Below are 21,605 nucleotides of genomic sequence, written 5' to 3'. Positions count from 1 at the left end.
GTCCTCCTTCGGGCGCCCCGGCCAGCTTAATCCGTCAGTTCCGCGTGGCGGCGGTACGGGCTGCGACGAGGGCGGCGACGGGGTCGGCCGTGGCGGGGGCGCAGGGCCACCATCGGGTGGTGGAGCCGCGGCCTTCGCGGGTGTAGGGATGCCATCGGTTGTCGGGGCCGAGGCGGATCTGGATGCCCTCGTCATCGGCGGTGAGACGGTTGCGCCAGACGCGTACCCGCACGGTGCCCGCGGTGTCGTCCTCGGTCTCTGTGTTGTCGGCGTTGTCGGGGTTGTCGGGGTCGCAGAGGGCGGTGCGGGCGGCGGCCATGGCAGCGGCGTCGGGGGTGAGGGGCGCGCGGGCGACGGCGACGCCGGCGGGGCCGCCGTGGCGCTGAGCGCGGACCAGGAGGGCGAAGTCGAGCGGAGGCAGGCCGGTGGCGCGTACGAGCTGGTGGAACCAGTGCTCGCCGACACCGCTCGCGGCGAGGCGTACGGCGTCGTCGAGTGGGGTGCAGGTGAGGGAGGCGGTGTGCCCGGCGGCAAGGGCACGGGCGCGCTGAGCGGTGTCCCGGGTGAGGGTTTCGAGGTCGTCGAGGGTGAAGGGGACGTCGGGCGGGGGCGTGGTCGTGAGGGGGGAGGGCGTCGGCTCGGGCTCGGGTGCCGACCCGGGGTCGGCGGGCGCACCCTCGGCTCCCTCGACCTCCCGGGCGGGCGGGGTGAAGACGCCGCTGAAGGAGGCGAACGCGTCGCGGGCGGGCACGCCCCGGCCGCGGGGTGTGCCGCCGGTTTCTGGCGCGGCGCCTGTGCGGGCCTGGCGGCGGGTGCGCAGCGCGGCGAGGACGACGTCCTTGGTGCGGCCGCGGAGGGTGAAGAGCCAGAAGGGGTCGTCGTCGAGGTGGGCGGCGGTGGCGTAGCACAGGGCGGCGGCGTGCTTGCAGGGATAGCCCCAGTCGGGGCAGGAGCACTCGGGGTCGAGTTCGCTCGCCTCCGGCAGCAGGGGAACGCCGGCGGTGCGGGCGTCGTCGACGAGGTCGGCGGGCATCTCGCCGTCGAGGAGGGCGGCGGTGCGGCCGGCCCGGGCGGCGATGGCGTCGAGGAGGGTGTCCCACTGGGCGTCGGTCAGGACGCGCAGGTGCACCGCGGCGTCGTACGGCCAGGGGGCGCTGCCCTCGACCTCGGCGCGCAGCACACCGGGGGTGACGGTGACCGGGCCGACCATGCCCTTGCGGGCGTAGGTGCGGCCGCGGGAGAGGCGGCCGGAGTCGAGGGTGGAGGCCTCCAGAGCGTCCACCCAGGCCTGCCCCCACCAGGTGGCGGCGAAGGCGCGACTGCCGGTACGGGGTGCCTTGCGGGCGGGGGTCATGCCTCGAACTCCTTGGAGAGTGCGACGAGTTCAGCGAGGTCGGCGTCGGAGAGTTCGGTCAGGGCGGCCTCACCGGAGGCGATGACCTGGTCCGCGAGGGCGCGCTTGGCGCCGAGCAGGCGGGCGACCCTGTCCTCGACCGTGCCCTGCGTGGTGAGCCGGTGGACCTGGACGGGGCGGTCCTGGCCGATGCGGTAGGCACGGTCGGTGGCCTGGTCCTCGACGGCGGGGTTCCACCAGCGGTCGTAGTGGATCACGTGGGTGGCGCGGGTGAGGTTGAGGCCGGTGCCGGCGGCCTTCAGGGAGAGCAGGAAGACGGGGAACTCGCCCTGTTGGAAGGCGGCGACCATCTCTTCGCGCCGAGGGACGGCGGTGGCGCCGTGCAGGTAGCGGGCGCGGACGCCGCGGTCGGCGAAGTGCCGCTGAAGGAGCTTGCCCATCTGCGTGTACTGGGTGAAGACCAGGGCGCCCTCGCCTTCGGCGACCACCGTGTCGAGCAGTTCGTCGAGGAGTTCCAGCTTGCCGGAGCGGCCGGGCAGCGGGCCGGTCTCGCTCAGGTAGTGGGCGGGGTGGTTGCAGATCTGTTTGAGCGCGGTGAGGAGTTTGAGTACCAGGCCGCGGCGGGCGATGCCGTCCGCCTTCTCGATCCGGGCCATGGCCTCGCGCACCTGCGCCTCGTACAGGGCGGCCTGCTCACGGGTGAGGGCGACGGGGTGGTCGGTCTCGGTCTTGGCCGGCAACTCGGGGGCGATCCCTGGGTCGGACTTGCGGCGGCGCAGCAGGAACGGGCGGGTGAGACGGGTGAGTTGCTCGGCGGCCTGCCGGGCCTGTTCGGCGGTCTCCGCGTCGTCGTCCATGCCCAGCGCGCCGCGCTCGATGGCTCTGGCGAAACGGTCACGGAAGGCGGACAGCGGGCCGAGCAGGCCGGGTGTGGTCCAGTCGAGCAGGGCCCACAGCTCGGAGAGGTTGTTCTCCACCGGGGTGCCGGTGAGCGCGACGCGGGCGCGGGCGGGCAGGGCGCGCAGTTCGCGGGCGGTGGTGGCGTACGGGTTCTTGACGTGCTGGGCCTCGTCGGCGGCGACGAGCGACCACTTCACGGCGGCGAGCCGCTCCCGGTCGCGACGCAGCACACCGTAGGTGACCAGGACGAGTTCGTTCCCGGCGAGGTGGTCCAGGGTGCGCTCGCCGCCGTGGTAGCGGCGTACCGGCACGGCGGGGGCGAAGCGGGCGGCCTCGCGCTGCCAGTTGCCGAGCAGCGAGGCCGGGCAGACCACGAGGGTGGGACCCGCGGTGTCGGGCTGCTCCTGGCGGTGCAGGTGGAGGGCGAGCAGCGTGACGGTCTTGCCGAGGCCCATGTCGTCGGCGAGGACGCCGCCGAGGGCCAGGCGGGTCATGTCCGCCAGCCAGGCCAGGCCCCGCTGCTGATAGCCGCGCAGGGTGGCGGTCAGACCCTCCGGTGCCCGGACGGTGGCGCGGCCCTCGGGGGCGCGCAGCCGGGCGACCAGCTCGCCGAAGGCACCGGCCGCCTCCACCGCGACGCGCTCACCGTCCCATTCCACTTCTCCGGTCAGCACCGCCTGGAGTGCGTCCAGCGGGGCGAGTTCGCGGCCGCGCCGCCGCTTGAGGCGGGCCACCAGCTTCGGATCGGCGACCACCCACTGGTCGCGCAGCTTGACCAGCGGGCGGCGGGCCTCGGCGAGTTGGTCGAGCTCGGCCTCGGTGAGCTTCTCGCCGCCGAGCGCGACATGCCAGGAGAAGTCGAGCAGGGCGTCGCGGCCCAGCAGGGTGTCCACGGTCGCGCCGGGTGCGGTGGCCGCCCCGATCTCTGCCCGCGCTTCGAGGGACTTGACCAGCTCACGCGGCCAGTGCACCCGCACGCCCGCCGATCGCAGCGCGTCGGTGGCGTCCCCCAGCAACTCCATGGCCTCCTCGTCGTCGAGCCGCAGCGTGCCGGGGGCGGCCTCGGCGAGCAGGCGGGTCAGCGGTTGCCAGGCACGGGCGGCGCGGCGCAGCGCGAGCAGCGCCTCTGCCTCCGCGCGCGGACCGAGCAGATGCTGTGCGCGAACCGGATCGGCCCACAACTCGGCAGCGTCCAGGACCAGGGACGGATCGGCCGCGGTCCGCAGCTGCAGCACCGCGTGGAAGGCGCGGCGCCGCCCGGCCGGGGGATCGACCCGCAGTTCCACACTGATCCGTGCGGTCCGCTCGGCCGCGGTTTCGGCCGCCCACTGGGCCAGGCGCGGATGCAGGGCGGTCGCACGGTCGGCGTAAGGGTTGCCGGGCACGGCCCGGCCGGCGGCCGGAGTGCGCGGCAGGGCATCCGCGAGCGCGTCGCAGAACTCCCGTACCAGAGCGGCCGGTTCGGCGATTCGTACGGTCTTGTCGTCCGCCGGGGGCGCGGGAAGGTTGTGGGCGTACGGCGGCAGGGCGGCGGCCAGCGCGTCCAGGTCCCGCTTGCCCCTCGCACCGGGCGGCCCGAAACGCCAGGTGGTGTACGTGTCGGAGGTCAGCGCCGGATACAGGCGTTCCTCGCCCAGCAACCGAAGGGCGAGGCGTGCGACGGCTGCCCATGCGACGAGCGACGGATGGACACCGCTCCCGGGCAGGTCGAGCAGGAGGGCGAGCGCGGCGCCTGGGCCGAGGGCCCACCCTTCGACGGTGCGGGTGCGCACCCCGGCGCCGTGCGGCAGGACCAGCTCCAGCCGAACCCGCTCCACTGCCTCCGGCGCGGCGGCCTGGGCAGGCACGCGGCGGGCGTCGGCGGCGGACCGGTAGAGCATCAGACGGCCGAGCCGGGCAGGCTGTCCCGGCTCGGCAGGGACGAACACGGCCGCCCAACCGCCGCCGGCGAGGTGCTCGCGGGCCCAGGCGGTGGCAGCGGGATCGGCGAGCGGTGCGGCTTCGGCACTGGTCCCCCTCACGAGCAGACTCACTTGGCGCTCCCCGCCTTGAACGCGGCCTTCCGCAGTCGCTTGGCCAGGGCCTTGTCGACGGGCTTGACGGCATCGGCCAGCGCGCCGAGCACCTCGCCGGCGTGCGGGTGGTCGGCCCGCCACAGGTCATCGGCGTGTTCGGCCAGCTGATCGAGCGGACGCCTGTCCTCCTCGGGGCCTGCCAGCAGCCGTTCGCGCAGCAGCTGCTCCCCCGCCCCGGCGAACGGCAGCGCGCCGTCCACCAGCATCCACTCCAGGCCCCACGCGGCCTCTCCCTCGGCAGGCTCGCCGATCCGGCGCAACATGGAAGCCGCTGCGTGAGCACAGCCGGTGACCTTCGAGAGGGCGGCCTTGCGCAGTACCGTCTTCGCCCGCCCGGTGCGCTCTGCCTCCAGTACTGCGGCCAGCACCCGCGGGGCCTGAAGCCGGCGCAGGGCGTCGGCCGGCTCCGTACCGTCGCAGGCGTCCACCACCTGGACAGCCGCGTCCACCGCGGAACGAGCCGCCAGCCAGCCCGCCACCTCCGCCGCCACGTCTGTCTCGGAGGGATACGAGCCGAGCACGGCCAGCAGTTCGCGGGCGTCCGCCTGGGCGAACGAGCCGATCACCGGTGCCTGGGCACCTGCCGCCACCAGCAGCGCGCGCAGGCCGGAGCGGCCCAGCGCGGTGAGCCGGAAGCGGCCGGCGGGCGGCGTGCCCCGCGTGCCGCCGTCGGGCCCGTCAAGCAGCAGGGCGAGCACGGCGTCCGCCGGCGGAGGTTCGTGGCCCTCGCGTTCGGCGGCGCCGAACAGCTCCAGAGTCCCGGCGGTGTCGTGGTACTGGTCGATGAGGAGCACCGAGACCAGCCGCCGGACCGGGCCTTCGGACAGCCCTTCCATGCCGTCGGTGAGGAAGCCGTCGACGTCCAGCCACTCCCCGTCGGGCAGCCCGTACGCCGCGATCAGCATCAAGAACACCAGCGGCGGGGCTTCCTCGGCCAGCTCCCGCAGCGGCTGCAGCCCGCCCAGCAACTCGTCCAACGCGGGGAAGGAGAGGGAGAGTTCGACCGCCGCGCCCGCCACCGCTTCCTGCCAGACAGCCAGCAGCGCCGCGTCGTCGTCCCGGTCCGGCAGTTCGTCGCCGGCGTACGCCCGGTTGCCCTCCACCTCGACGAAGCCACAGTTCAGCGCCCAGTCCCAGGGCAGAGCCAGCGGCTCCATGTCAGCCGCGCTGCGGACCTTCGCCAGCCGCGCGGCCCGCTCCTCGGCATCACCCCACCCGTAGGGGTCGACGCGCCACAGCTCGGCCTCCTCCACGGCCTGCCGGGCGAGCTTCGGCCGCAGCACCCCCGTCGGGGTCAGCTCCCGACCGCCGCCGCACCAGTGCCCGAGCCGCACCGCCGCCATGAAGGCGGGCACCTCGTGCACCGCGCGGGCCAGCTCCGCCTCACCGGGCAGCCGCACGGCCGGCAACCGCAGGCCCACGGCGCCCAGGACATCGGACAGCGACACCTCGTCGTCCGGCTCGTCGTCTTCGGCGAGCGGCCACGCGCCTCCGGGCAGCGGGTGCAGACCACCGCACTCGCACCGGTACATCCCCGGCGGAGCCTGGCGCCCGCCCGGCCCGCCGTGCCTCTTCCGCTTTGTGCCCACCGCCCGACGCAGCGGCACCTGCGCGAGCTCCCCGGTGAGCTCGGCGGGGTCGAAGGCGGCCGGGTCGAAGCCCTCCTCGTACAGGCCCGCCAGCACCTCGTCGTGCAGGCCGTCGTCGTACTCCACCCACTCCTCACCGCCGTGCCGGACGGCCGCGGGGCTCGGCCGCTCCCCGTCCGCGTACCGCTCCAGCAGCCCGGCCAGCTCCCACACACCGCCGAGGTCCTCCGCGTCGGGCATGGCCCTGCGCCCACCCGCGCACACGGCGTGCTTCCCCTCGCCCTCCGCGGGAGAGCGCACCGCCTCCACCGTGATCCGGTGCAGCCAGTCGTCGCCGAAATCGTATGTGTAGTCCATGCGGTCGCCGGTGCCCGGCAGGACATCCGCGAGGGCGGCCTCCTCCTCGTCGAAGACCGGGATGTCGAGGTCCTCCGGAGGGGCGTACCGCCCACCGGAGCGGTCCTCGAAGGCGTGCAGGTGCATGTCCTCCCAGCCGAACGCCACCTGGATCACATCGTGCAGTGAGCCCAGGGTGATGTCCGAAGGCACCACCAGCCGCCGCCACACCGGAGGTCTCATCCCCACCAGAGCGACCTTGAGCTGGTGGACGAAGGCAGTGCGCTCCCCGGAGCTGCGCTGGGCGGTCATGACTGAGGGCTTCCCACTCGTCGGAGGCGTACGCGTCGGGACACACCTGTATAGCGCCGCCGTACGCCAAACGGCTGACCCGGCCATTCTTGCAGTTCTGAGCCACCGGCCCGGCCGCCGGGCGGAATTCCCCCAGCCGACTTGCGCACGAACCACACCTTGTGCTTGAGCTCCAGTCCCGGCCCGCACGGCGCCCGATCCCGGCGAAGTACTGATCACTGACTCTGGTGGCGAAGTCGAGATCAGGCTGCGGCTACGGTCGTCAGCCCGAGGTCGCGGCGGAGTCGGTGGACTCGGGTGGGCGGGCGGCCGGGCCGTCCGCCATGTCGCCGAGATTCCGGGCATTCCGGAGGACGAGGTACTCATCGGCTCCACCGGCGTCACCGGGCGTCCACTGCCCATGGACACCATCCGTACGTCATCGGGCAGTTACCGGCTTACCAGCGCAGGGTGCGTCGGGCGCGCCCTGCCGGAGCGGCCCGGTGTGACGGGGGGTCTTGCCCTGTCGACCGTGCGCTGGGAGATTCGCTGCAGTACACGGGGTCAGCGCGGGTGGAGCTGCCTGGTGGTGGGGGCGTCGAGGACACGGATGCCCGCGCTGCGCGCGCAGCGACAGAACCTGCAGGGCCGGCTGGAGGCCCTGGCCGCCCAGCTCGTCGACCAGCAGGCCTACCTCAGGCTCGCCGACAACCTGGAGGGGTTCCTCGCCCGGCTGCGTGAGAACGCCCGGACCGCGTCGGTCCTCGAACGCCAGCGCGTCCTGCGCGCGGTGGTCAGGGAAGTCCGCATCGGCGCCGACCGGATCACCATCCGGCACTCGATCCCGTCCACCGGTTCCGACCCCACCCCGGGTTACCTATTGCAATGCGGTCGTCCACGTCTCGGAGACCTGCCACCCACAGGCCGACGGCGACCGGCCGACCCGCCCGAACCTGATCACCAACGTCACGACCACCTGTTCCGCCCTGCCGGACAGCAAAGGCCTGGACACGATCCTGTGGGGCTCGTAAAGTCATCGCCGCAGGTCGGGACGGTAGAGCGGTCTCGGCTGGGACCATGTCCGCCGTGATCCTCTCGATGCTGTACAAGGTAGTCCGCAAGCTGCTGTCCGCCCCCGGTGTGCTGCTGCGCCGCGACACCTCCGAAGACGCCGAGTTACTCGTGCTCCGCCATGAGAATGCGGTGCTACGGCGTCAGATCGCCGGCCCGGTCCGCTACGAACCCGCAGATCGGTTCTGGCTGGCTGCACTCTCCAGCCTGATGCCCCGCCGCCGCCGGCACGAGGTCTTCCCGGTCACGCCCGGGACCCTGCTGGCCTGGCACCGCGGGTTCATCGCCGCGAAGTGGGACCACAGCGCCCGGCGCGCCCGCACCGGACGGCCACCGACCAAGGCAGCACTCAAGAAGCTGGTCCTGCAGCTCGCTCGGGAGAACGCGAAGTGGGGGCATAGGCGGATCCAGGGCGCGCTGGCCCGGCTCGGTCATCCCATCGAGTCTCCACAGTATGGGAGATCCTCCACGCGGCGGGCATCGGCCCGGCCCCACGCCGCGTCGGCCCGACGTGGAGGGAGTTCCTCACCAACCAGGCCGAAGGGATCATCGCCGTCGACTTCTTCCTGTCCCGCTCGGAAATACGATTCTGGGTTTGGCCTGCAGCTTCTCCGTGTGGGGCAACGGCCTCCACGGCGCCTGGGATGATCCTTCGATGCCGCTGTCGATCGTCACCGCACCGGTCCGGAATCTGATCAGGGTGCCCGCCGCCGTGCTGCGCAGCCGGGTGGCCAAGGACGCGGAGGTGCCGGCGCTGCGGCACGAGAACGCGGTGCTGCGCCGCCGGATCGCTCGGGTCCGCCATGAGTGCGCCGACCGGATCTGGCCGACCGTCCTTTCCCGGCCGGTCCCGCGGGAGCGCCGGCGTCAGGTCTTCGCGGTCACGCCGGCCACGTGGCCGGCCCGGCACCGACGCCTGGTCTTTCGGAAGTGGGCATTCACCGAGCGCCGCCGCCCGGGACGGCCCCCGACCGCGCCCACCGTCAGGCAGCTCATCCTGCGTCTGGCGCACGAGAACAGCACCCGGGGCCACCGCCGCATACAAAGGCGAGCTCGCCCGCCTCGGCTACTCCATCGCCCCGTCCACCGCAGGGGAGATCCCGCAGCCCGCGGGAGTTGACCCCGCCCCGCATCGCTCCGGCCCCACCTGGCGCCAGTTCCGCACCACCCAGGCCCACGGCATCATCGCCGCCGACTTCCCGCGCCTCGACACCGTGGCGCCGGGGCGCCTGCACGCCCTGATCTTCATCGAGCGCGGCACTCGCCGGCTACACCTCGCCGGCGTCACCGCCCACCCCACCGCGCAGTGGACCGTCCGGCAGGCGAGGAATCCCGCCATGACGTCGGGGTGCCGGATGGACTCGCTGCGCTTTCTGCTGCGGGACCGGGACGCGAAGTACACGACGTCTTCGACGCCGTCTTCCAGGCCGACGACGTGCAGATCCTGCTCAGCCCGCCGCAGGCACCGAGAGCGAACGCGATCTGCGAGAGAGCCGTGGGCACCCTCCGGCGCGAGCTCCTCGACCACATCCTGATCGTGAACGAAGCCCACGCCCAAGCGGTCCTGGCCGAGTACATCCGGCACTACAACCAGCACCGCCCCCACCAGTCCCGGCGGCAACTGCCCCCGGACAGCACCAAACCACCCGCCCCAGCCACCGTCACCGACCTCCAGGCCCACCGAATCCGACGGCAACCCCTCCTCGCCGGCCTGATCAACCAGTACCAGAGGACCGCCTGACCGAACGGCCCCGCCGCAGCTCACAGCACCGAATCGTATTTTCGAGCGGCACAGGATCAACCCGGCCAACGAGGAGAAGACCTTCCTCCTGCCCCACCCTCACCCGCCCGCCGCGACGGTGCCACGCGCCAGGGTGAACAACCCGTTCGGGGTCTGCACCATCAGCCCCGCGGCCACGGCCTTCTTCAACCGGTGCCGGATCACCTCCACCTGGCGGACCGTCATCTCCAGGCCGAGATCCTCCACCACCTGCCGACAGCGCACCGGACCCGCATACCGCGCCAGCACCGCAAGCAGTTGCTCCCGAGCCTCAGCATCCGGCGGACATCCACCCCGGCGCGCAGCCGGGACCACGGCAGAGGCCACAGCCGCAGGCGCGGCCGGCACCGGCTCGCTGCACGGCAGTTCACCCACGACCTGGCACGCCGTCGTGATACGGGCCGGCTCCCGCTCGCACGTCGTCAGCAGAGCCGTGATCCGCTCCGCCTCCCGCTCCCGCAGCAGCCGCAGCACCTCGTCGCAGCTCATCCGACCTGCCCCTCACGCCAGCTGATCAACCCAGCTACCGCAACGAGACGGTCACCACGCCAGACACGGCGCTCTCACCGACCTCACTCAACAAGAAACGCACCCACCGAGACACATGCTGGCCCTTTGCCGACCTGGGTGGGCGCCACCATGCACCTGACCTGCGCAAACGTCCGGATGCTAGATCTTGGACACTCCCAAGATCAGGCTCCCTGCCTGCGTTTTTGCAGGTCAAGGGCTGTTTCCACACCCTACAGGCAGTCGCGTGCCCGGGTAGCACGTCCCAGGTTTCGCGGGACTCATGCTGACCGATGCCGACTTTCCTGACGGCGCGACAGACGTCGGTGAGGGGTGCTCGGGATCGACCTCGCCCCGGGCGGCCCCCTCACGAACGGTGGAGATCAGCGTACGCAACGGCCCTCAAAGACCCTCGTGACGATCGCCACAGCGGTGCTCGGCTGTCCGGCCACCAGGCCGAGCAAGGGCACGAGACGGGCAGGGTCATCGACGGCGGCGCCGGGCGCGCAGGGCGGCGGTGAAGTCGTCCAGGGCCGCGAGGTTGTGGGCGCTGACGACGGCGTCGCAGTAGGGCAGTGCCGCAGCCATGCCGGCCACGAGCGGACGGTAGCGCGGGCTTGCCGTGCGCGGGTTGACCCATACGACGCGGTAGGCGACCCGGGACAGCCGTGCCATGTGGGTGGCGAGGTCGGCGGGCGCGCCGGTGTCCCAGCCGTCGGAGATGAGGGTGACCACGGCGCCGTGCGCCATGCCGCGTCGGCCGAACCGCTCGTTGAACTCCGCCAGGCAGTCCGCTATCCGGGTGCCCCCGGACCAGTCCGGAGCCGCCCGTCCGGCCCGTGCCAGGGCGTCGTCCGGTCCGCCCCGCCGGAGGACGGGCGTGAGGCGTGTGAGCCGGGTGGCGAAGGTGAAGACCTCGGCATGGGTGGCGCGGGCGGCACAGTAGAGCAGTTGGAGCATCGCGCGGGCATAGGGCTCCATCGATCCGGAGATGTCGCAGAGCACGATGAGGTCGCGGGGGCGGGCGCGGGGCGCGAAGCGGCGTAGCCGCAGCGGGTACCCGCCGGTGCGCCGGCTGGCGGAGAGGGTGCGGCGCACGTCGATGCGCGCACCGTGGTGCGCTGTGCGGCGCCGGCGGGACGGCCGGGTCGGAGTGCGAAGCACGAGGGTGCGCATCACCTCGGAGAGCCGCGCCAGTTCCTCGGCGGACAGGTCCGCGAAGTCGCGCCCCGCGAGACGGTCGAGCGGACTGGCGGCGAGGGGCACGGGAGCCATCCGCGGCTGTGCGTCGGCATCCCGGCCTCGTCCGTCCGCGGTGTCCTTCCGGGTGCCGGGGACGGTGTTCGGGAGCGATCGGGGCGGATCGCCGGGTTGCCCGCGCTGTGCCCCGCGGTCGGCCGGGTCGCCGAAGACCTCGCGGAAGACCTCGTCGAACAGCTCGATCTGCTCGGGGGCGGACACCAGGGTGGCGAGCGCGCAGTGCCGCAGTTCGCGCGTCGTCGACGGTGCCAGCAGGGTGAGTGCCCGAGCGAAGCTCCGGGTACGGTCGGGGCCCACCGCGATCCCCGCGTCGTGCAGGGCGGCGGTGAACGAGGCGGCCAGTTCAGGCAGGTCAGGCATCGGAGCGGGCCTCCGCGTCGACCAGCTCCGCCAGTCCGGCCCGGCGCACGGCCTCCAGGTCCTCGGCGTACTTGAGGACCGCCCCCAGGGTGCGGTCGGCGGCGTCGGCGTCGAGAACGGAGAAGCCCAGCGTGTGCAGCGCGCCCGCCCAGTCGATGGCCTCGGCGATGCCGGGCGGCTTGGTGAGTTCCTGGCGGGCACGCAGGCGCGCCACTCCGCGCGCCACGCGTTCGGCCAGCCACTCGGCCGACTCCGGTACCCGTCTGCGGATGATCGCGGCGACTCGTGCGGTGTCCGGGTAGTCGATCCAGTGGTAGAGGCAGCGGCGTTTGAGCGCGTCGTGCAGATCACGGGTGCGGTTGGAGGTCAGGACCGCCACCGGCGGCACCACAGCCGTCCGGGTGCCGAGTTCGGGGATGGTGACCGCGGCATCCGCGAGCAGTTCCAGCAGGAACGCCTCGAACTCGTCGTCGGCGCGGTCCACCTCGTCGATGAGCAGCACCGCCGGCCGCGGTCCCGGATGGCAGATCGCGGCGAGCAGCGGCCGTGGCAGCAGGTAGTCCTCGGTGAACAGATCGGCGTCCCGCAGGGGCTCCCCGCGGGACTCGGCCAGCCGGATGGCCAGTAGTTGCCGTGGGTAGTTCCACTCGTAGAGGGCCTCGGCCGAGGACAGTCCCTCGTAGCACTGCAGCCGGATCAGTGGGGTGTCGAGCACGGCGGCGAGCGCGCGGGCCGCCTCGGTCTTGCCGACGCCGGGCTCGCCCTCCAGCAGGATCGGCTGCCGCATGCGCACGGCCAGCAGCAGCGCCGTGACCAGGGCGTCGTCGGCCAGGTAGCCGACTGTGTCGAGACGCGAGCGCAGGGCGGGGACATCGGGTACGAGGGGGTCGAGGTCAGACATGCGCGTAACGGGAGGGGTCGTCGGCGAAGGCGTGCCGGCACCCCGGCCCGCAGAAGTACACCCTGCTGCCGGCCCGGTCCAGCCAGAGGGTGTCGGGCGTGATCGCCACGGTCATCCCGCACACGGGATCCACGTCCTCGGCCACGGTCTGCGGCGCGGCGGATTCGGCTCCGGGGCGCGCGGCTCGGGCCGCCTGCGGCCGCAGTGCGATGATCTCGGCGTACACCGACAGCGCGATCTCCGCCGGGGTCCGCGCGCCGATGTCCAGCCCGGCCGGGGTGTGAATGCGCGCGCGTTGTTCCTCGGTGAGACCCAGTGCGGTGAGCACCGCCGCGCCGCGCTTCGGGCTGGCCACGAGCCCGATGTATGGGACCCCGGCGCGTGCGGCCTCGATCAGTACGGTCTCCTCGTCGCGGCCGTGCGTGGCGATGACGACGACGTCCAGATCGGGCGGCAGCGGCTCCCCGGGCGAGGCCGGTCGGGCGTCGAGGCCGAGCACACGACCGAGGTCAAGCAGAGCGCGGGCGATGGGGGCGTGTCCGTAGACGTACGCCAGCGCCGGCGGGAGATTGGCCTCCAGGAAGATGTCGAGCGTCCCGCCCGACAGGCAGGGATTGGCCACCGTGACCAGGCCTTCGACAGGCTCCTGCGGGCCTTCAGTGCCAGTGTCCGCGCCGGGCGTGATTCTCAGCAGCAGCGACTCGCCGGTCTGCAGCACGCGCAGGCCCTGCAGTTGCACCGTCGTCTCGGCGCAGCTGCCGCCCACGAAGCCCTCGACGGTGCCGTCGGGCAGCACCAGTGCACTGTCCCCGGGCTTGGCGCTCGTGGGCCGTTCCGCGTGGACGACGGTGGCCAGGACGAACGGGGTACGGCCGTGCCGGAGCGCGTCCGCGCGGGTCAGCAGTTCGGTGTTCGTCATCACGGGGCCTCAGGTGATGGCCATGTCGGTGCGCAGCGGCCGACCCTGGGCGGCCCGCCACACCGCGGCGGGCGTCAGCGGCATGTCGACATGGCGTACGCCAAGCGGCTTCAGCGCGTCGACCACGGCGTTGACCACCGCGGCGGGCGAGCCCACCGTGGCGGACTCGCCGACGCCCTTGGCTCCGAGGGGGTGGTGCGGGGAGGGGGTGACGGTCTCGCCGAGCTCCCACGAGGGGCATTCGACCGAGGTGGGCAGGAGGTAGTCCATGAACGACCCGCCGAGGCAGTTGCCGTCCTCGTCAAAGGCGATCACCTGCATGAGCGCCATGCCGAGGCCGTCGGCGAGTCCGCCGTGCACCTGACCCTCGACGATCATGGGGTTGATCCGGTTGCCGCAGTCGTCCACGGCGATGAACCGGCGGACCTTCACCTGGCCGGTGTCCGCGTCCACGTCGGCGACGCATATGTATGCGCCGAACGGGAAGGTCAGGTTCGGCGGGTTGTAGACACAGGTCGCGTCCAGGTGGCCCTCGACGCCCTCCGGGAGTTCCAGGTTGGAGTGTGCGGCGAGCGCGATCTCGGCCATGGTCCGTCCTTGGTCGGGGTCGCCCGTGACGTACCAGCGGCCCTTCTCCCATTCCAGGTCGTCCGGGCTCACTTCGAGCATCGCGGAGGCGACGATCTTCGCGCGTTCGCGTACCTTGCGGGCGACCATCGCGGCCGCGGCTCCGGACACCGGCGTCGAGCGGGATCCGTAGGTGCCGAGCCCGAACGGGGTCTGGTCGGTGTCGCCGTGCACTACCTCGACGTCCTCGGGCGGGATGCCCAGTTCTTCGGCGACGATCTGCGCGAACGTCGTCTCGTGGCCCTGCCCCTGGGTCTGCACGGAGATGCGCAGGACGGCCTTGCCGGTCGGGTGGACCCGCAGCTCGGCACCGTCGGCCATGCCCAGTCCCAGGATGTCCATGTGCTTGCGCGGGCCCGCGCCGACAGCCTCGGTGAAGAAGCTGACCCCGATGCCCATCAGCTCGCCGCGCCGGCGTTTTTCGGCCTGCTCCCGGCGCAGGTCCTCGTAGTGCGCGATGTCCATGGCCAGCCGCAGGGCGCGCGGGTAGTCGCCGGAGTCGTACTCCCACCCCGTCTGTGTCTTGTACGGGAACTGCCCGGGCCGCAGCAGGTTGCGCATCCGCAGCTCGGCCGGGTCCGTGCCGAGCCTGCCCGCGAGCACGTCGACCATCCGCTCGACCAGGTACGCGGCTTCGGTGACGCGGAACGAGCAGGCGTAGGCGACGCCGCCGGGGGCCTTGTTGGTGTAGACGCCGGTCACGGCGCAGTGCGCGGCGGCCAGGTCGTACGAGCCGGTGAAGACGCCGAAGAAGCCGGCCGGGAACTGCGTCGGCTGTGCGGTGGCGTTGAACGCGCCGTGATCGGCGATGACATGGACGCGCAGGCCCAGGATCTTCCCGTCCTTCGTCGCCGCGATCTCGCCGTGCATGTGGTAGTCACGAGCGAAGGAGGTGCTCATGAGGTTCTCCGAGCGGTCCTCCACCCACTTCACCGGCTTGCCGGTGACGATCGAGCCGACGACCGCGCACACGTAACCGGGGTAGATGCCGACCTTGTTGCCGAAGCCGCCCCCGATGTCCGGGGAGATGATCCGAATCTTGTGCTCCGGGATGCCGGCCACCATCGCGTAGATCGTGCGGTGGGCGTGCGGGGCCTGGGTGGTGGACCACACCGTCAGCTTCCCGGTGATGGCGTCCATGTCCGCCACGGTGCCGCAGGTCTCCAGCGGCGCCGGGTGCACCCGCGGGTAGAGCATGTCCTGCTCCACCACGACGTCGGCGGCCGCGAAGACCTCGTCGGTTCGCTCCTTGTCGCCCGCCGACCAGTCGAAGATGTGGTTGTCCCTCTGCTGGTCCTTGTCGTCGCGGATCACCGGCGCGTCCGGGTCGAGCGCCCGGCGGGCATCGACGACCGCGGGGAGCGGTTCGTACTCCACGTCGATCAGCTCGAGGGCGTCCTGGGCGGCGTAGCGGTCCTCGGCGACGACGAAGGCGACCTCCTGGCCCTGGAAGCGCACCTTGTCGGTGGCGAGCACCGCCTGCGTGTCGTACGAGAGCGTGGGCATCCACGCCAGCCCGAGACCGGCCAGGGTCTCCCCGGTGATCACGGCCTTGACTTTCGGGTGCGCCTCGGCGGCGCTGGTGTCGACGGACACGATCCGGGCGTGCGCCAGCGGGCTGCGCAGGATCGCGCCGTACAGCATCCCGGGCAGCCGTACGTCGTCGACGTAGGTCCCGTGGCCGCGGACGAACCGCGCGTCCTCCTTGCGGGGCATCCGTCCGAAACCGACCGGCCGTTCCTCGACGGTCGTCATGCCCGCACCTCCTCGCGGCCGGGCGCCGGTTCGGTGGCCGCGTCCGAGGTCCGCGCCCCGCCTCCATGCTCGGCAGCCCAGCGGATGGAACGCACGATGTTCTCGTAACCGGTGCAGCGGCACATCTGTCCGGAGATGGCCTCCCGGATGTCCTCCTCGGACGGATCCGTGTTGTGGTCGAGCAGCCAGCGGGCGGTCATCATCATCCCCGGCGTGCAGAAGCCGCACTGCAGCCCGTGGCAGGCGATGAATCCCTGTTGCACCGGGTCGAGTTCGGTCCCGTGCGCCAGTCCCTCGACGGTCCGCACCTCATGGCCGTCGGCCATCACCGCGAGCACGGTGCAGGACTTGACCGGCGTCCCGTCCAGCCAGACGGCGCACACCCCGCAGTTGGAGGTGTCACAGCCCCAGTGGGTACCGGTGAGCCCGAGTTCGTCGCGCAGGAAGTGCACGAGCAGCAGCCTGGGCTCCACGTCCCTCGTGCGCTGCTCACCGTTCACGGTCACGGTGATCCGCATGTCACGCCTCCTGCCCCTGGGCACGTGCGGCGGCGACGCGCAGCGCCCGCGTGGTGAGCTCCCCGGCCAGATGCCGCTTGTAGTCGACCGGGCCGCGCTGGTCGGCCGTCGGCCTGCACTCCTGCGCGGCGATCCGGCCTGCCTCCGCGAAGCCCTCGTCGTCCGGCCGTCCGCCGCGCAGGAGGTCCTCGGCCTGCTCGGACACGAACCGTGGGGCACCCACCGCGGTCAGCCCGATCCCGGCCTCGGTGATGACCCCGTCGGAGATCTCCAGCACCGCTCCCGCGGCGACGACCGCCCAGTCGCCGACCCGGCGCTCGACCTTGCGGTAGGCGCTGGCGTGCGAACGGATGGGCACGCGGATCTCCACCAGGAGCTCCGCTTCGTTCAGCGCGGTCTCGTACGGACCGAGGAAGAACTCCCTGATCCCGATGGTGCGCCTGCCGCCGAGGCCCTGAGCGACAAGAGTCGCCCGCAGTGCCGAGAACGCCGCGGACAGGTCCTCCGACGGATCGGCCTGGCACAGCGAGCCGCCCACGGTGCCGCGGTTGCGTACGAGCGGATCGGCGATGACCCGTTCCGCGTCCCGCAGGATGGGGAAGTGCTCGCCGACGACCGGCGAGGCGAGCAGCTCCGCGTGGCGGACCATCGCTCCGACGGCCAGGTCGTGCCCGTCCACCCGGATCAGCGCCAGCTCGCCGAGGCCGTTGATGTCGATCAGGGCTTCGGGCTGAGCCAGCCGCAGCTTCATCATCGGCAGCAGGCTGTGTCCGCCCGCCACCACCCGGGCCTCGGGGCCGTAGCGTGTGAGCAGCTCGATCGCGTGCTCAACGCTGGTGGCCGTCTCGTACTGGAAGGCAGCTGGAACCTGCATCGGGCCCTCCCGAAGCGCTGTGCCCTTCAGGCTGCGCCCTTCCGCACCGGCCATGCAATGGGTCGATAAGCATTCACTTATCCGTCCGAACGCAGGAAAATCAGGTAATGACCGTCACACAGCTCAGCACCTTCGTGCTGGTCGCCCGGCTCGGTTCGGTCGGCGCCGCGGCGCGAGCCCTGGGCGTGAGCGAGTCCGCCGTGTCGCAGGCGCTCACCGCGCTGCGCGCCCACTACAGCGATCCGCTCATCCGGCGCACCGGCGGCGGTGGGATGCGTCTGACGCCCGCGGGCGCGCGGCTGCTGCCGGTCGCGTCGCAGATGGTCGCGCTGAGCGCGGATGCCGAGGCGGCGGTACGGGCGGCACGGGGTGCGCGCGACGAGCTGCGGGTCGTCGCCACGAGCACGCTGGCCGAGTTCGTGCTCCCCTCGCTCGTGGAGGCTTTCGCCGACCGCTCAGGACGCAGGGCCGAGACCTCCTTCGGGGTGGTCGCCAGCAACGAGATACGTGTGCTGGTCGAGAACCGGCTGGCCGACATCGCGCTCGGGCCGTATCTCGGCGCCAATCATGGGGGCGAACTGGTCAGCGAGCCACTGTTCCGCACCCAGCTGGTCGTGGTGATCGGCGCCGGGTCGCCGCGGCCGCCCGGTCCGCCGCCGCAGTGGTCGTGGCTGGTCGATTCCTCCGGGACCGATCCGGACGCGGACTCCGGGCGGCTGCTACGTCGGCTCGGAGTGGCCGAAGGACACGTGTGGGTGTTCCCCAACCAGGCCGCGACCTGGGCGGCTGCCGCCGAGGGCGCGGGGGTGGCACCAGCGTTGGCCCATCTGGTGTCGCCCCGCATCCGGCGTGACGAGCTGCGCGTACTGGAGACTCCGGCCACGCCATCGGATGCCACATGGCACGCCACCGTCCTGCAGGCCGAGCATCGTTCCCCGGCCACCGACGCGTTCCTGCGCTTCCTGCACACGCCCGCAGCGACCCGCATCATGCGCGCACCCGGCGCGGGCGTCCCGCCCTCCCGATTCCGGCCCCCGGTGTACGTCACGCTCTGGGGCGCGTGAGAGAGCAGGCTCTCCTGCGGGCTTTCCTCAGCGCGTGCCGGTCGTCGCTGTGCTGTAGGCGTACAGGGCGACGACGCCGACCACACAGGCGAGGATCGTCCAGGAGGCGAGGATCATCCGTTTCCCCTTCCGCCCGGGCCGTTTCGGTTCCTCGGACCGCCTGGTCCGGCCGGGAGCCGCCGGGGCGGGCGGTGCGGCGTCGGCGGCGGTCTCGGCGAGCAGGCGGCGGCAGGCCGTGGCGAGCTCGCCGGTGCCGGCACAGAGCGGCACGACCGTCTCCGAACGCGCCGGAGCGGTGGTGCCGCCGTCGAGGATACGGCCCGCACGGAGCAGGATTTCGTCCCTGCGCCCCGAGGGGGCGAGACTGATCCAGCGCTGCACATGCTCTCCCCGGATGACCACACCCCCGGCCCGGTCCCGGTACACGGTGTGCCGACGCCAGAGCATGCCTGCCAACTGCACTGCGGTTTCTCTCAGTTGGGCACTCAAGGCCCGTCCTTCCAGAGCCGTTCGATGAATCGAACGGGAATCGTACTCCAGCATCTCTGTTTCGCTCGGGACGGCCCGGGGTGGGGTGATGCGGTCCGTGGAGGCAGGGGGACACGGAGCGGCGCCGGGGCCGCGTCGGACTGGCGGGGCCCGGGCGGGTGGCCGTGTTCGCGACCCGGTCGTAGCTCTCCAGAATGGCTTCACCGGCTGCGAGCTGTGGCTTCGTCCGACCCGGTGGAACCACAGATCCTGGAGGAACACATCACCCACGGCCGTTCATGATCGCGATTGTGGTGACCCTGCGTGGCCCCGGCACGGAAAGTGATCCAGAACCACGGAACGGGCGGCGGCCGCTGTCGATGACCGCTCCCTGGTCGCCTCCGCGAACGGTTCGTCCAGTGGGGCCACGTCGTGGCGGGTGGCGGCAGTGCCGGACGGCGGATAGGCCTGGGCGGCGCGGAGCCGGGCGGCGATGATCGCGCCGATGGAGGTGCGCACCGGGTTCGGCAGCGGTCGGCCGGTGATGACGTGGCGCAGCTGCTCGGCGCTCCAGCCGGCCTCCAGCATCACGGTCGCCACGCGGCCTTGATCGGTCAGCGCCGGTCCGGTCAGCAGCAGTTCGGGACGGCTCGCCCCGATCTGAAGCAGCAGCCGGATACCCGCGTGCACCTCGTCTGCCGCAGGCGGCGGCTTCGGCGACGTTGTCGCGTGCGAGGGGGCCGTCCATGCGTTCGTGCGCACGGCGTCGCCGCGGTCGCACGGACGGAGGGGGTTGGTCTTCTTCTTGTTGGTCTTCTTAGAGGTCGCGCAGATAGACGGCCGCTGGGGCGGCGTTGAAGGCGTGTACGCCAGCTAGGCTCAGAAGATCACCGGTTACAGACCGCTATGAGGGAGCCATGGCCGTCACCTACTTGATGCTCGCGCGGCTACCTGAAGGCGGCTTGGGCACCTTCGACGCTTATGAGAGCGCTGTCCTGCCCCTCCTTGCCGAGTATGGAGGGCGTCTTGAGCGCCGACTGCGCACTCTGGACGATCAGGTCGAGGCCCACCTCATAGCCTTTCCCACCAGCGAGGATCTCGCTGCCTACCGGGCGGATCCCCGGCGTTCTGCCGCTGCACCACTGCTGGAGTCGTCTGGGGCAGCGGTCGAACTGCTCGCGGTGCGCGACGTTTAGATGCGGCGCGGATGAGGGTGCTGTCATGGTCGGCGGTTTGGGCGTTCGTCCCAGCGGTGAGTCGCCCATGCCTGCCGGATCAGGCTGCGCACGGTGATAACCGCGTCGGCGAGGTCGAAGAAGGCGTCGACGACGGTGGCGCGCCGCTCGTAGCAGCGGGCGAGCCGGTGGAAGGCGTTCTGCCAGGCGTGGGTACGTTCCACGTGCCACCGCCGACTGGCCTGGATGGGTGCCTTCTCGCCTTTGTGCGCGATACGGCCGTGGAAGCCGCGATCGTCGAGCACAGCGCGGGTCTTGTCCGAGTCGTAGCCGGCGTCCAGATGGACGGTGATGTCGTCGGGCAGCGGTCCGAGGTCGTCCAGGCGGTCCAGGGTCGGGGCGAGCAGCGGGGAGTCGTGGCGGTTGGCGCCGGCCAGGACCCGGCCCAGCGGAATGCCGTATCCGTCCGTCATGCCCGAGCGTTTCAAGCCCTGTTTGCCGCGGTCGACCGGGGAACGCCCGGCCACCTCGCCGCCTCCGGGAGCCTTGGTGATAGAGCCGTCCACGGCGATCTGGTCGAGGACGAGTCCCACGATCCGGTCGTAGGACTCCAGCGCGATCTGCTTGAGCCGGGTGAAGACGCCCAGTTGTATCCACTCGTCGCGGCGGTTGCGGATCGTGGTGGCCGAGCAGGTTGTGTCGGCGATCGCCTGGTAGGAGCAGCCGAAGCGCAGGAGCTGCAGCATCTTGTCGAAGACGATCCGGTCGCTGATACGTCGGCGGTGGCAGCCAAGTGGATGGTCCGGGTGGTACTCCGGCCGCTCGGGCAGCAGGGCCGCGAATTGGTCCCAGAGCGGTTCGGTGAGCCATGATGGCAGCGCGGGCACAGGTCTCCTCAGTGATCACAGAGCGTCGCAACTCCATGATCACCAGAACCTGTGCCCGTCCTGTTGCCGGTGTCCCCAACCGCACCTATCCGCGCGACCTCTTAACGATGGTGTTCTTAGTGCCGGGATCAGCCAACACTGGCTCAGCCAATCCTGGATAATCCGACTCTGGTTGTGAGCTGGGGTTTTGCAGGGTGGGCAGGTCGGTGATGAAGTACAGGGCCTGCCCGAGCGTGCCGTCGGGGTTGCGGTCGCGCTCGCGCAGCAGGAATCCGTGATGCTCCAGTTCCTCCAGGCCGGTGGTCACGGCGTCGATGCGTTCGCGGCCGTGTCGGGCCAGGTTGGCGATGGTGATCTGCCAGCCGTCCCGATGGGTGCTGATGTAGCCGAACAGTCCCTTCGCCTTGAAGGAGATCCGGCTGTCCCTAAACAGCGCGTTGGCGATCTGCGTGAACTGGTCTCCCGCCATGATCCCGCGGCGGATGCCCGCGCTGAAGTCGGCGTCGCTGCCGGGCTTCCGGAAGGTGGATGCTGGGTCGATCGGCGGGACGTCCGGGGCGGCGGAGCGATCGGTGATGCTGTAGACGATCTCTCCGAGGGTGCCGTTGGGGCGGCGCACGCGATCGCGCACGAGGTAGCCGGACTTCTCCAGCTCGTTCAGTCCTGCCCGCACCGCGTCTCGCCCGTCGGGGCCCAGGGCGACGAGGGCGGCGATGGTCACCAGCCATCCGTTGCGGTGGGTGCTGATGTAGCCGAACAAGCCCTTCGCCCGGTACGAGATGCGGCTGTCGCGGAACAACCCGTTGGCGATCTGCGTGAACTGATCGGCCGCCATCACGCCGCGGCGGACACCGGATCCGAAGCCGCTCATCGTGCCGTCCTGGGTGGCGTACG

General features: G+C 71.7%; 18 protein-coding genes and 1 pseudogene. 5 read left to right on the top strand and 14 right to left on the bottom strand.

Going from position 1 to position 21,605, the window contains the following annotated elements:
* Positions 1–34 precede the first annotated feature (34 nt).
* Genes ACX25U_RS39065 through ACX25U_RS39055 form a run of 3 tightly spaced genes read right to left on the bottom strand, consistent with a single transcriptional unit; the run spans position 35 to position 6,566 of the window.
* Positions 35–1,354 carry an SWIM zinc finger family protein gene (locus ACX25U_RS39065; RefSeq protein WP_454387146.1) on the bottom strand — a complete coding sequence of 440 codons (1,320 nt, stop codon included), beginning with the start codon at positions 1,352–1,354 and terminating at the stop codon, positions 35–37.
* The gene (locus ACX25U_RS39060) at positions 1,351–4,287 is read right to left on the bottom strand and encodes a DEAD/DEAH box helicase (RefSeq protein ID WP_454387144.1); all 2,937 of its coding nucleotides are present in this window, start codon (positions 4,285–4,287) and stop codon (positions 1,351–1,353) included. Before ACX25U_RS39060 ends, ACX25U_RS39065 begins: the two co-directional genes overlap by 4 nt.
* Positions 4,284–6,566 carry a plasmid pRiA4b ORF-3 family protein gene (locus ACX25U_RS39055; RefSeq protein WP_454387142.1) on the bottom strand — a complete coding sequence of 761 codons (2,283 nt, stop codon included), beginning with the start codon at positions 6,564–6,566 and terminating at the stop codon, positions 4,284–4,286. The genes ACX25U_RS39060 and ACX25U_RS39055 overlap by 4 nt, the downstream gene beginning before the upstream one ends.
* 589 nt (positions 6,567–7,155) lie before the next feature.
* Here ACX25U_RS39055 and ACX25U_RS39050 point away from each other — a divergent pair.
* The 3 genes from ACX25U_RS39050 to ACX25U_RS39040 all read left to right on the top strand — a co-directional run bounded on the left by ACX25U_RS39050 (position 7,156) and on the right by ACX25U_RS39040 (position 9,357).
* Complete coding sequence (locus tag ACX25U_RS39050; protein WP_454387140.1) at positions 7,156–7,635, top strand: hypothetical protein; 480 nt, start codon at positions 7,156–7,158, stop codon at positions 7,633–7,635.
* 636 nt (positions 7,636–8,271) lie between these two features.
* The gene (locus ACX25U_RS39045) at positions 8,272–8,736 is read left to right on the top strand and encodes an integrase (RefSeq protein ID WP_454387139.1); all 465 of its coding nucleotides are present in this window, start codon (positions 8,272–8,274) and stop codon (positions 8,734–8,736) included.
* 228 nt (positions 8,737–8,964) lie between these two features.
* Positions 8,965–9,357 (top strand): integrase core domain-containing protein, encoded by a 393-nt coding sequence (locus tag ACX25U_RS39040; RefSeq protein WP_454387137.1) that lies wholly within the window; start codon positions 8,965–8,967, stop codon positions 9,355–9,357.
* Between the two features lie 99 nt (positions 9,358–9,456).
* Here ACX25U_RS39040 and ACX25U_RS39035 read toward each other — a convergent pair whose 3' ends face one another.
* The 7 genes from ACX25U_RS39035 to ACX25U_RS39005 all read right to left on the bottom strand — a co-directional run bounded on the left by ACX25U_RS39035 (position 9,457) and on the right by ACX25U_RS39005 (position 17,117).
* Positions 9,457–9,885: a hypothetical protein gene (locus tag ACX25U_RS39035; RefSeq protein ID WP_454387136.1), complete on the bottom strand. Its 429-nt coding sequence runs from the start codon at positions 9,883–9,885 to the stop codon at positions 9,457–9,459.
* A gap of 501 nt (positions 9,886–10,386) precedes the next feature.
* Positions 10,387–11,523: a vWA domain-containing protein gene (locus ACX25U_RS39030; protein WP_454387134.1), complete on the bottom strand. Its 1,137-nt coding sequence runs from the start codon at positions 11,521–11,523 to the stop codon at positions 10,387–10,389.
* On the bottom strand, positions 11,516–12,424 hold the full coding sequence (locus ACX25U_RS39025) for an AAA family ATPase (protein WP_454387133.1): 909 nt from the start codon (positions 12,422–12,424) through the stop codon (positions 11,516–11,518). The genes ACX25U_RS39030 and ACX25U_RS39025 overlap by 8 nt, the downstream gene beginning before the upstream one ends.
* On the bottom strand, positions 12,417–13,343 hold the full coding sequence (locus ACX25U_RS39020; RefSeq protein WP_454387131.1) for an XdhC family protein: 927 nt from the start codon (positions 13,341–13,343) through the stop codon (positions 12,417–12,419). The genes ACX25U_RS39025 and ACX25U_RS39020 overlap by 8 nt, the downstream gene beginning before the upstream one ends.
* Before the next feature lie 9 nt (positions 13,344–13,352).
* On the bottom strand, positions 13,353–15,725 hold the full coding sequence (locus tag ACX25U_RS39015) for an aerobic carbon-monoxide dehydrogenase large subunit (RefSeq protein ID WP_454387129.1): 2,373 nt from the start codon (positions 15,723–15,725) through the stop codon (positions 13,353–13,355).
* Complete coding sequence (locus tag ACX25U_RS39010; protein ID WP_454387127.1) at positions 15,722–16,243, bottom strand: (2Fe-2S)-binding protein; 522 nt, start codon at positions 16,241–16,243, stop codon at positions 15,722–15,724. The genes ACX25U_RS39015 and ACX25U_RS39010 overlap by 4 nt, the downstream gene beginning before the upstream one ends.
* Before the next feature lies 1 nt (position 16,244).
* The gene (locus tag ACX25U_RS39005) at positions 16,245–17,117 is read right to left on the bottom strand and encodes an FAD binding domain-containing protein (protein ID WP_454387125.1); all 873 of its coding nucleotides are present in this window, start codon (positions 17,115–17,117) and stop codon (positions 16,245–16,247) included.
* A 107-nt stretch (positions 17,118–17,224) separates the two neighbouring features.
* Here ACX25U_RS39005 and ACX25U_RS39000 point away from each other — a divergent pair, with 107 nt between their 5' ends.
* The gene (locus ACX25U_RS39000) at positions 17,225–18,181 is read left to right on the top strand and encodes a LysR family transcriptional regulator (protein WP_454387124.1); all 957 of its coding nucleotides are present in this window, start codon (positions 17,225–17,227) and stop codon (positions 18,179–18,181) included.
* Positions 18,182–18,208: 27 nt separating this feature from the next.
* On the opposite strand, the gene ACX25U_RS38995 is transcribed toward ACX25U_RS39000, so the two are convergent.
* Positions 18,209–18,628 (bottom strand): hypothetical protein, encoded by a 420-nt coding sequence (locus ACX25U_RS38995; RefSeq protein WP_454387123.1) that lies wholly within the window; start codon positions 18,626–18,628, stop codon positions 18,209–18,211.
* A 318-nt stretch (positions 18,629–18,946) separates the two neighbouring features.
* Positions 18,947–19,339 carry a hypothetical protein gene (locus tag ACX25U_RS38990; RefSeq protein ID WP_454387121.1) on the bottom strand — a complete coding sequence of 131 codons (393 nt, stop codon included), beginning with the start codon at positions 19,337–19,339 and terminating at the stop codon, positions 18,947–18,949.
* Between the two features lie 227 nt (positions 19,340–19,566).
* On the opposite strand from ACX25U_RS38990, the gene ACX25U_RS38985 reads away from it, so the two are divergent.
* Positions 19,567–19,845 (top strand): hypothetical protein, encoded by a 279-nt coding sequence (locus ACX25U_RS38985; RefSeq protein ID WP_454387120.1) that lies wholly within the window; start codon positions 19,567–19,569, stop codon positions 19,843–19,845.
* 23 nt (positions 19,846–19,868) lie between these two features.
* Here the strand turns inward: ACX25U_RS38985 and ACX25U_RS38980 are convergent, their stop codons facing one another.
* Together ACX25U_RS38980 and ACX25U_RS38975 are read right to left on the bottom strand one after the other, a co-directional pair.
* On the bottom strand, positions 19,869–20,711 hold the full coding sequence (locus ACX25U_RS38980) for an IS5 family transposase (protein ID WP_454387119.1): 843 nt from the start codon (positions 20,709–20,711) through the stop codon (positions 19,869–19,871).
* A gap of 94 nt (positions 20,712–20,805) precedes the next feature.
* Positions 20,806–21,582: pseudogene (locus tag ACX25U_RS38975) on the bottom strand (hypothetical protein); the annotation flags it as partial.
* Between the last annotated feature and the right edge of the window lie 23 nt (positions 21,583–21,605).

This window comes from Streptomyces sp. JNUCC 63 (assembly GCF_054366325.1).
Note: the sequence above shows the minus strand (reverse complement) of the source record. Positions and strands in the feature narration are given on the sequence as shown.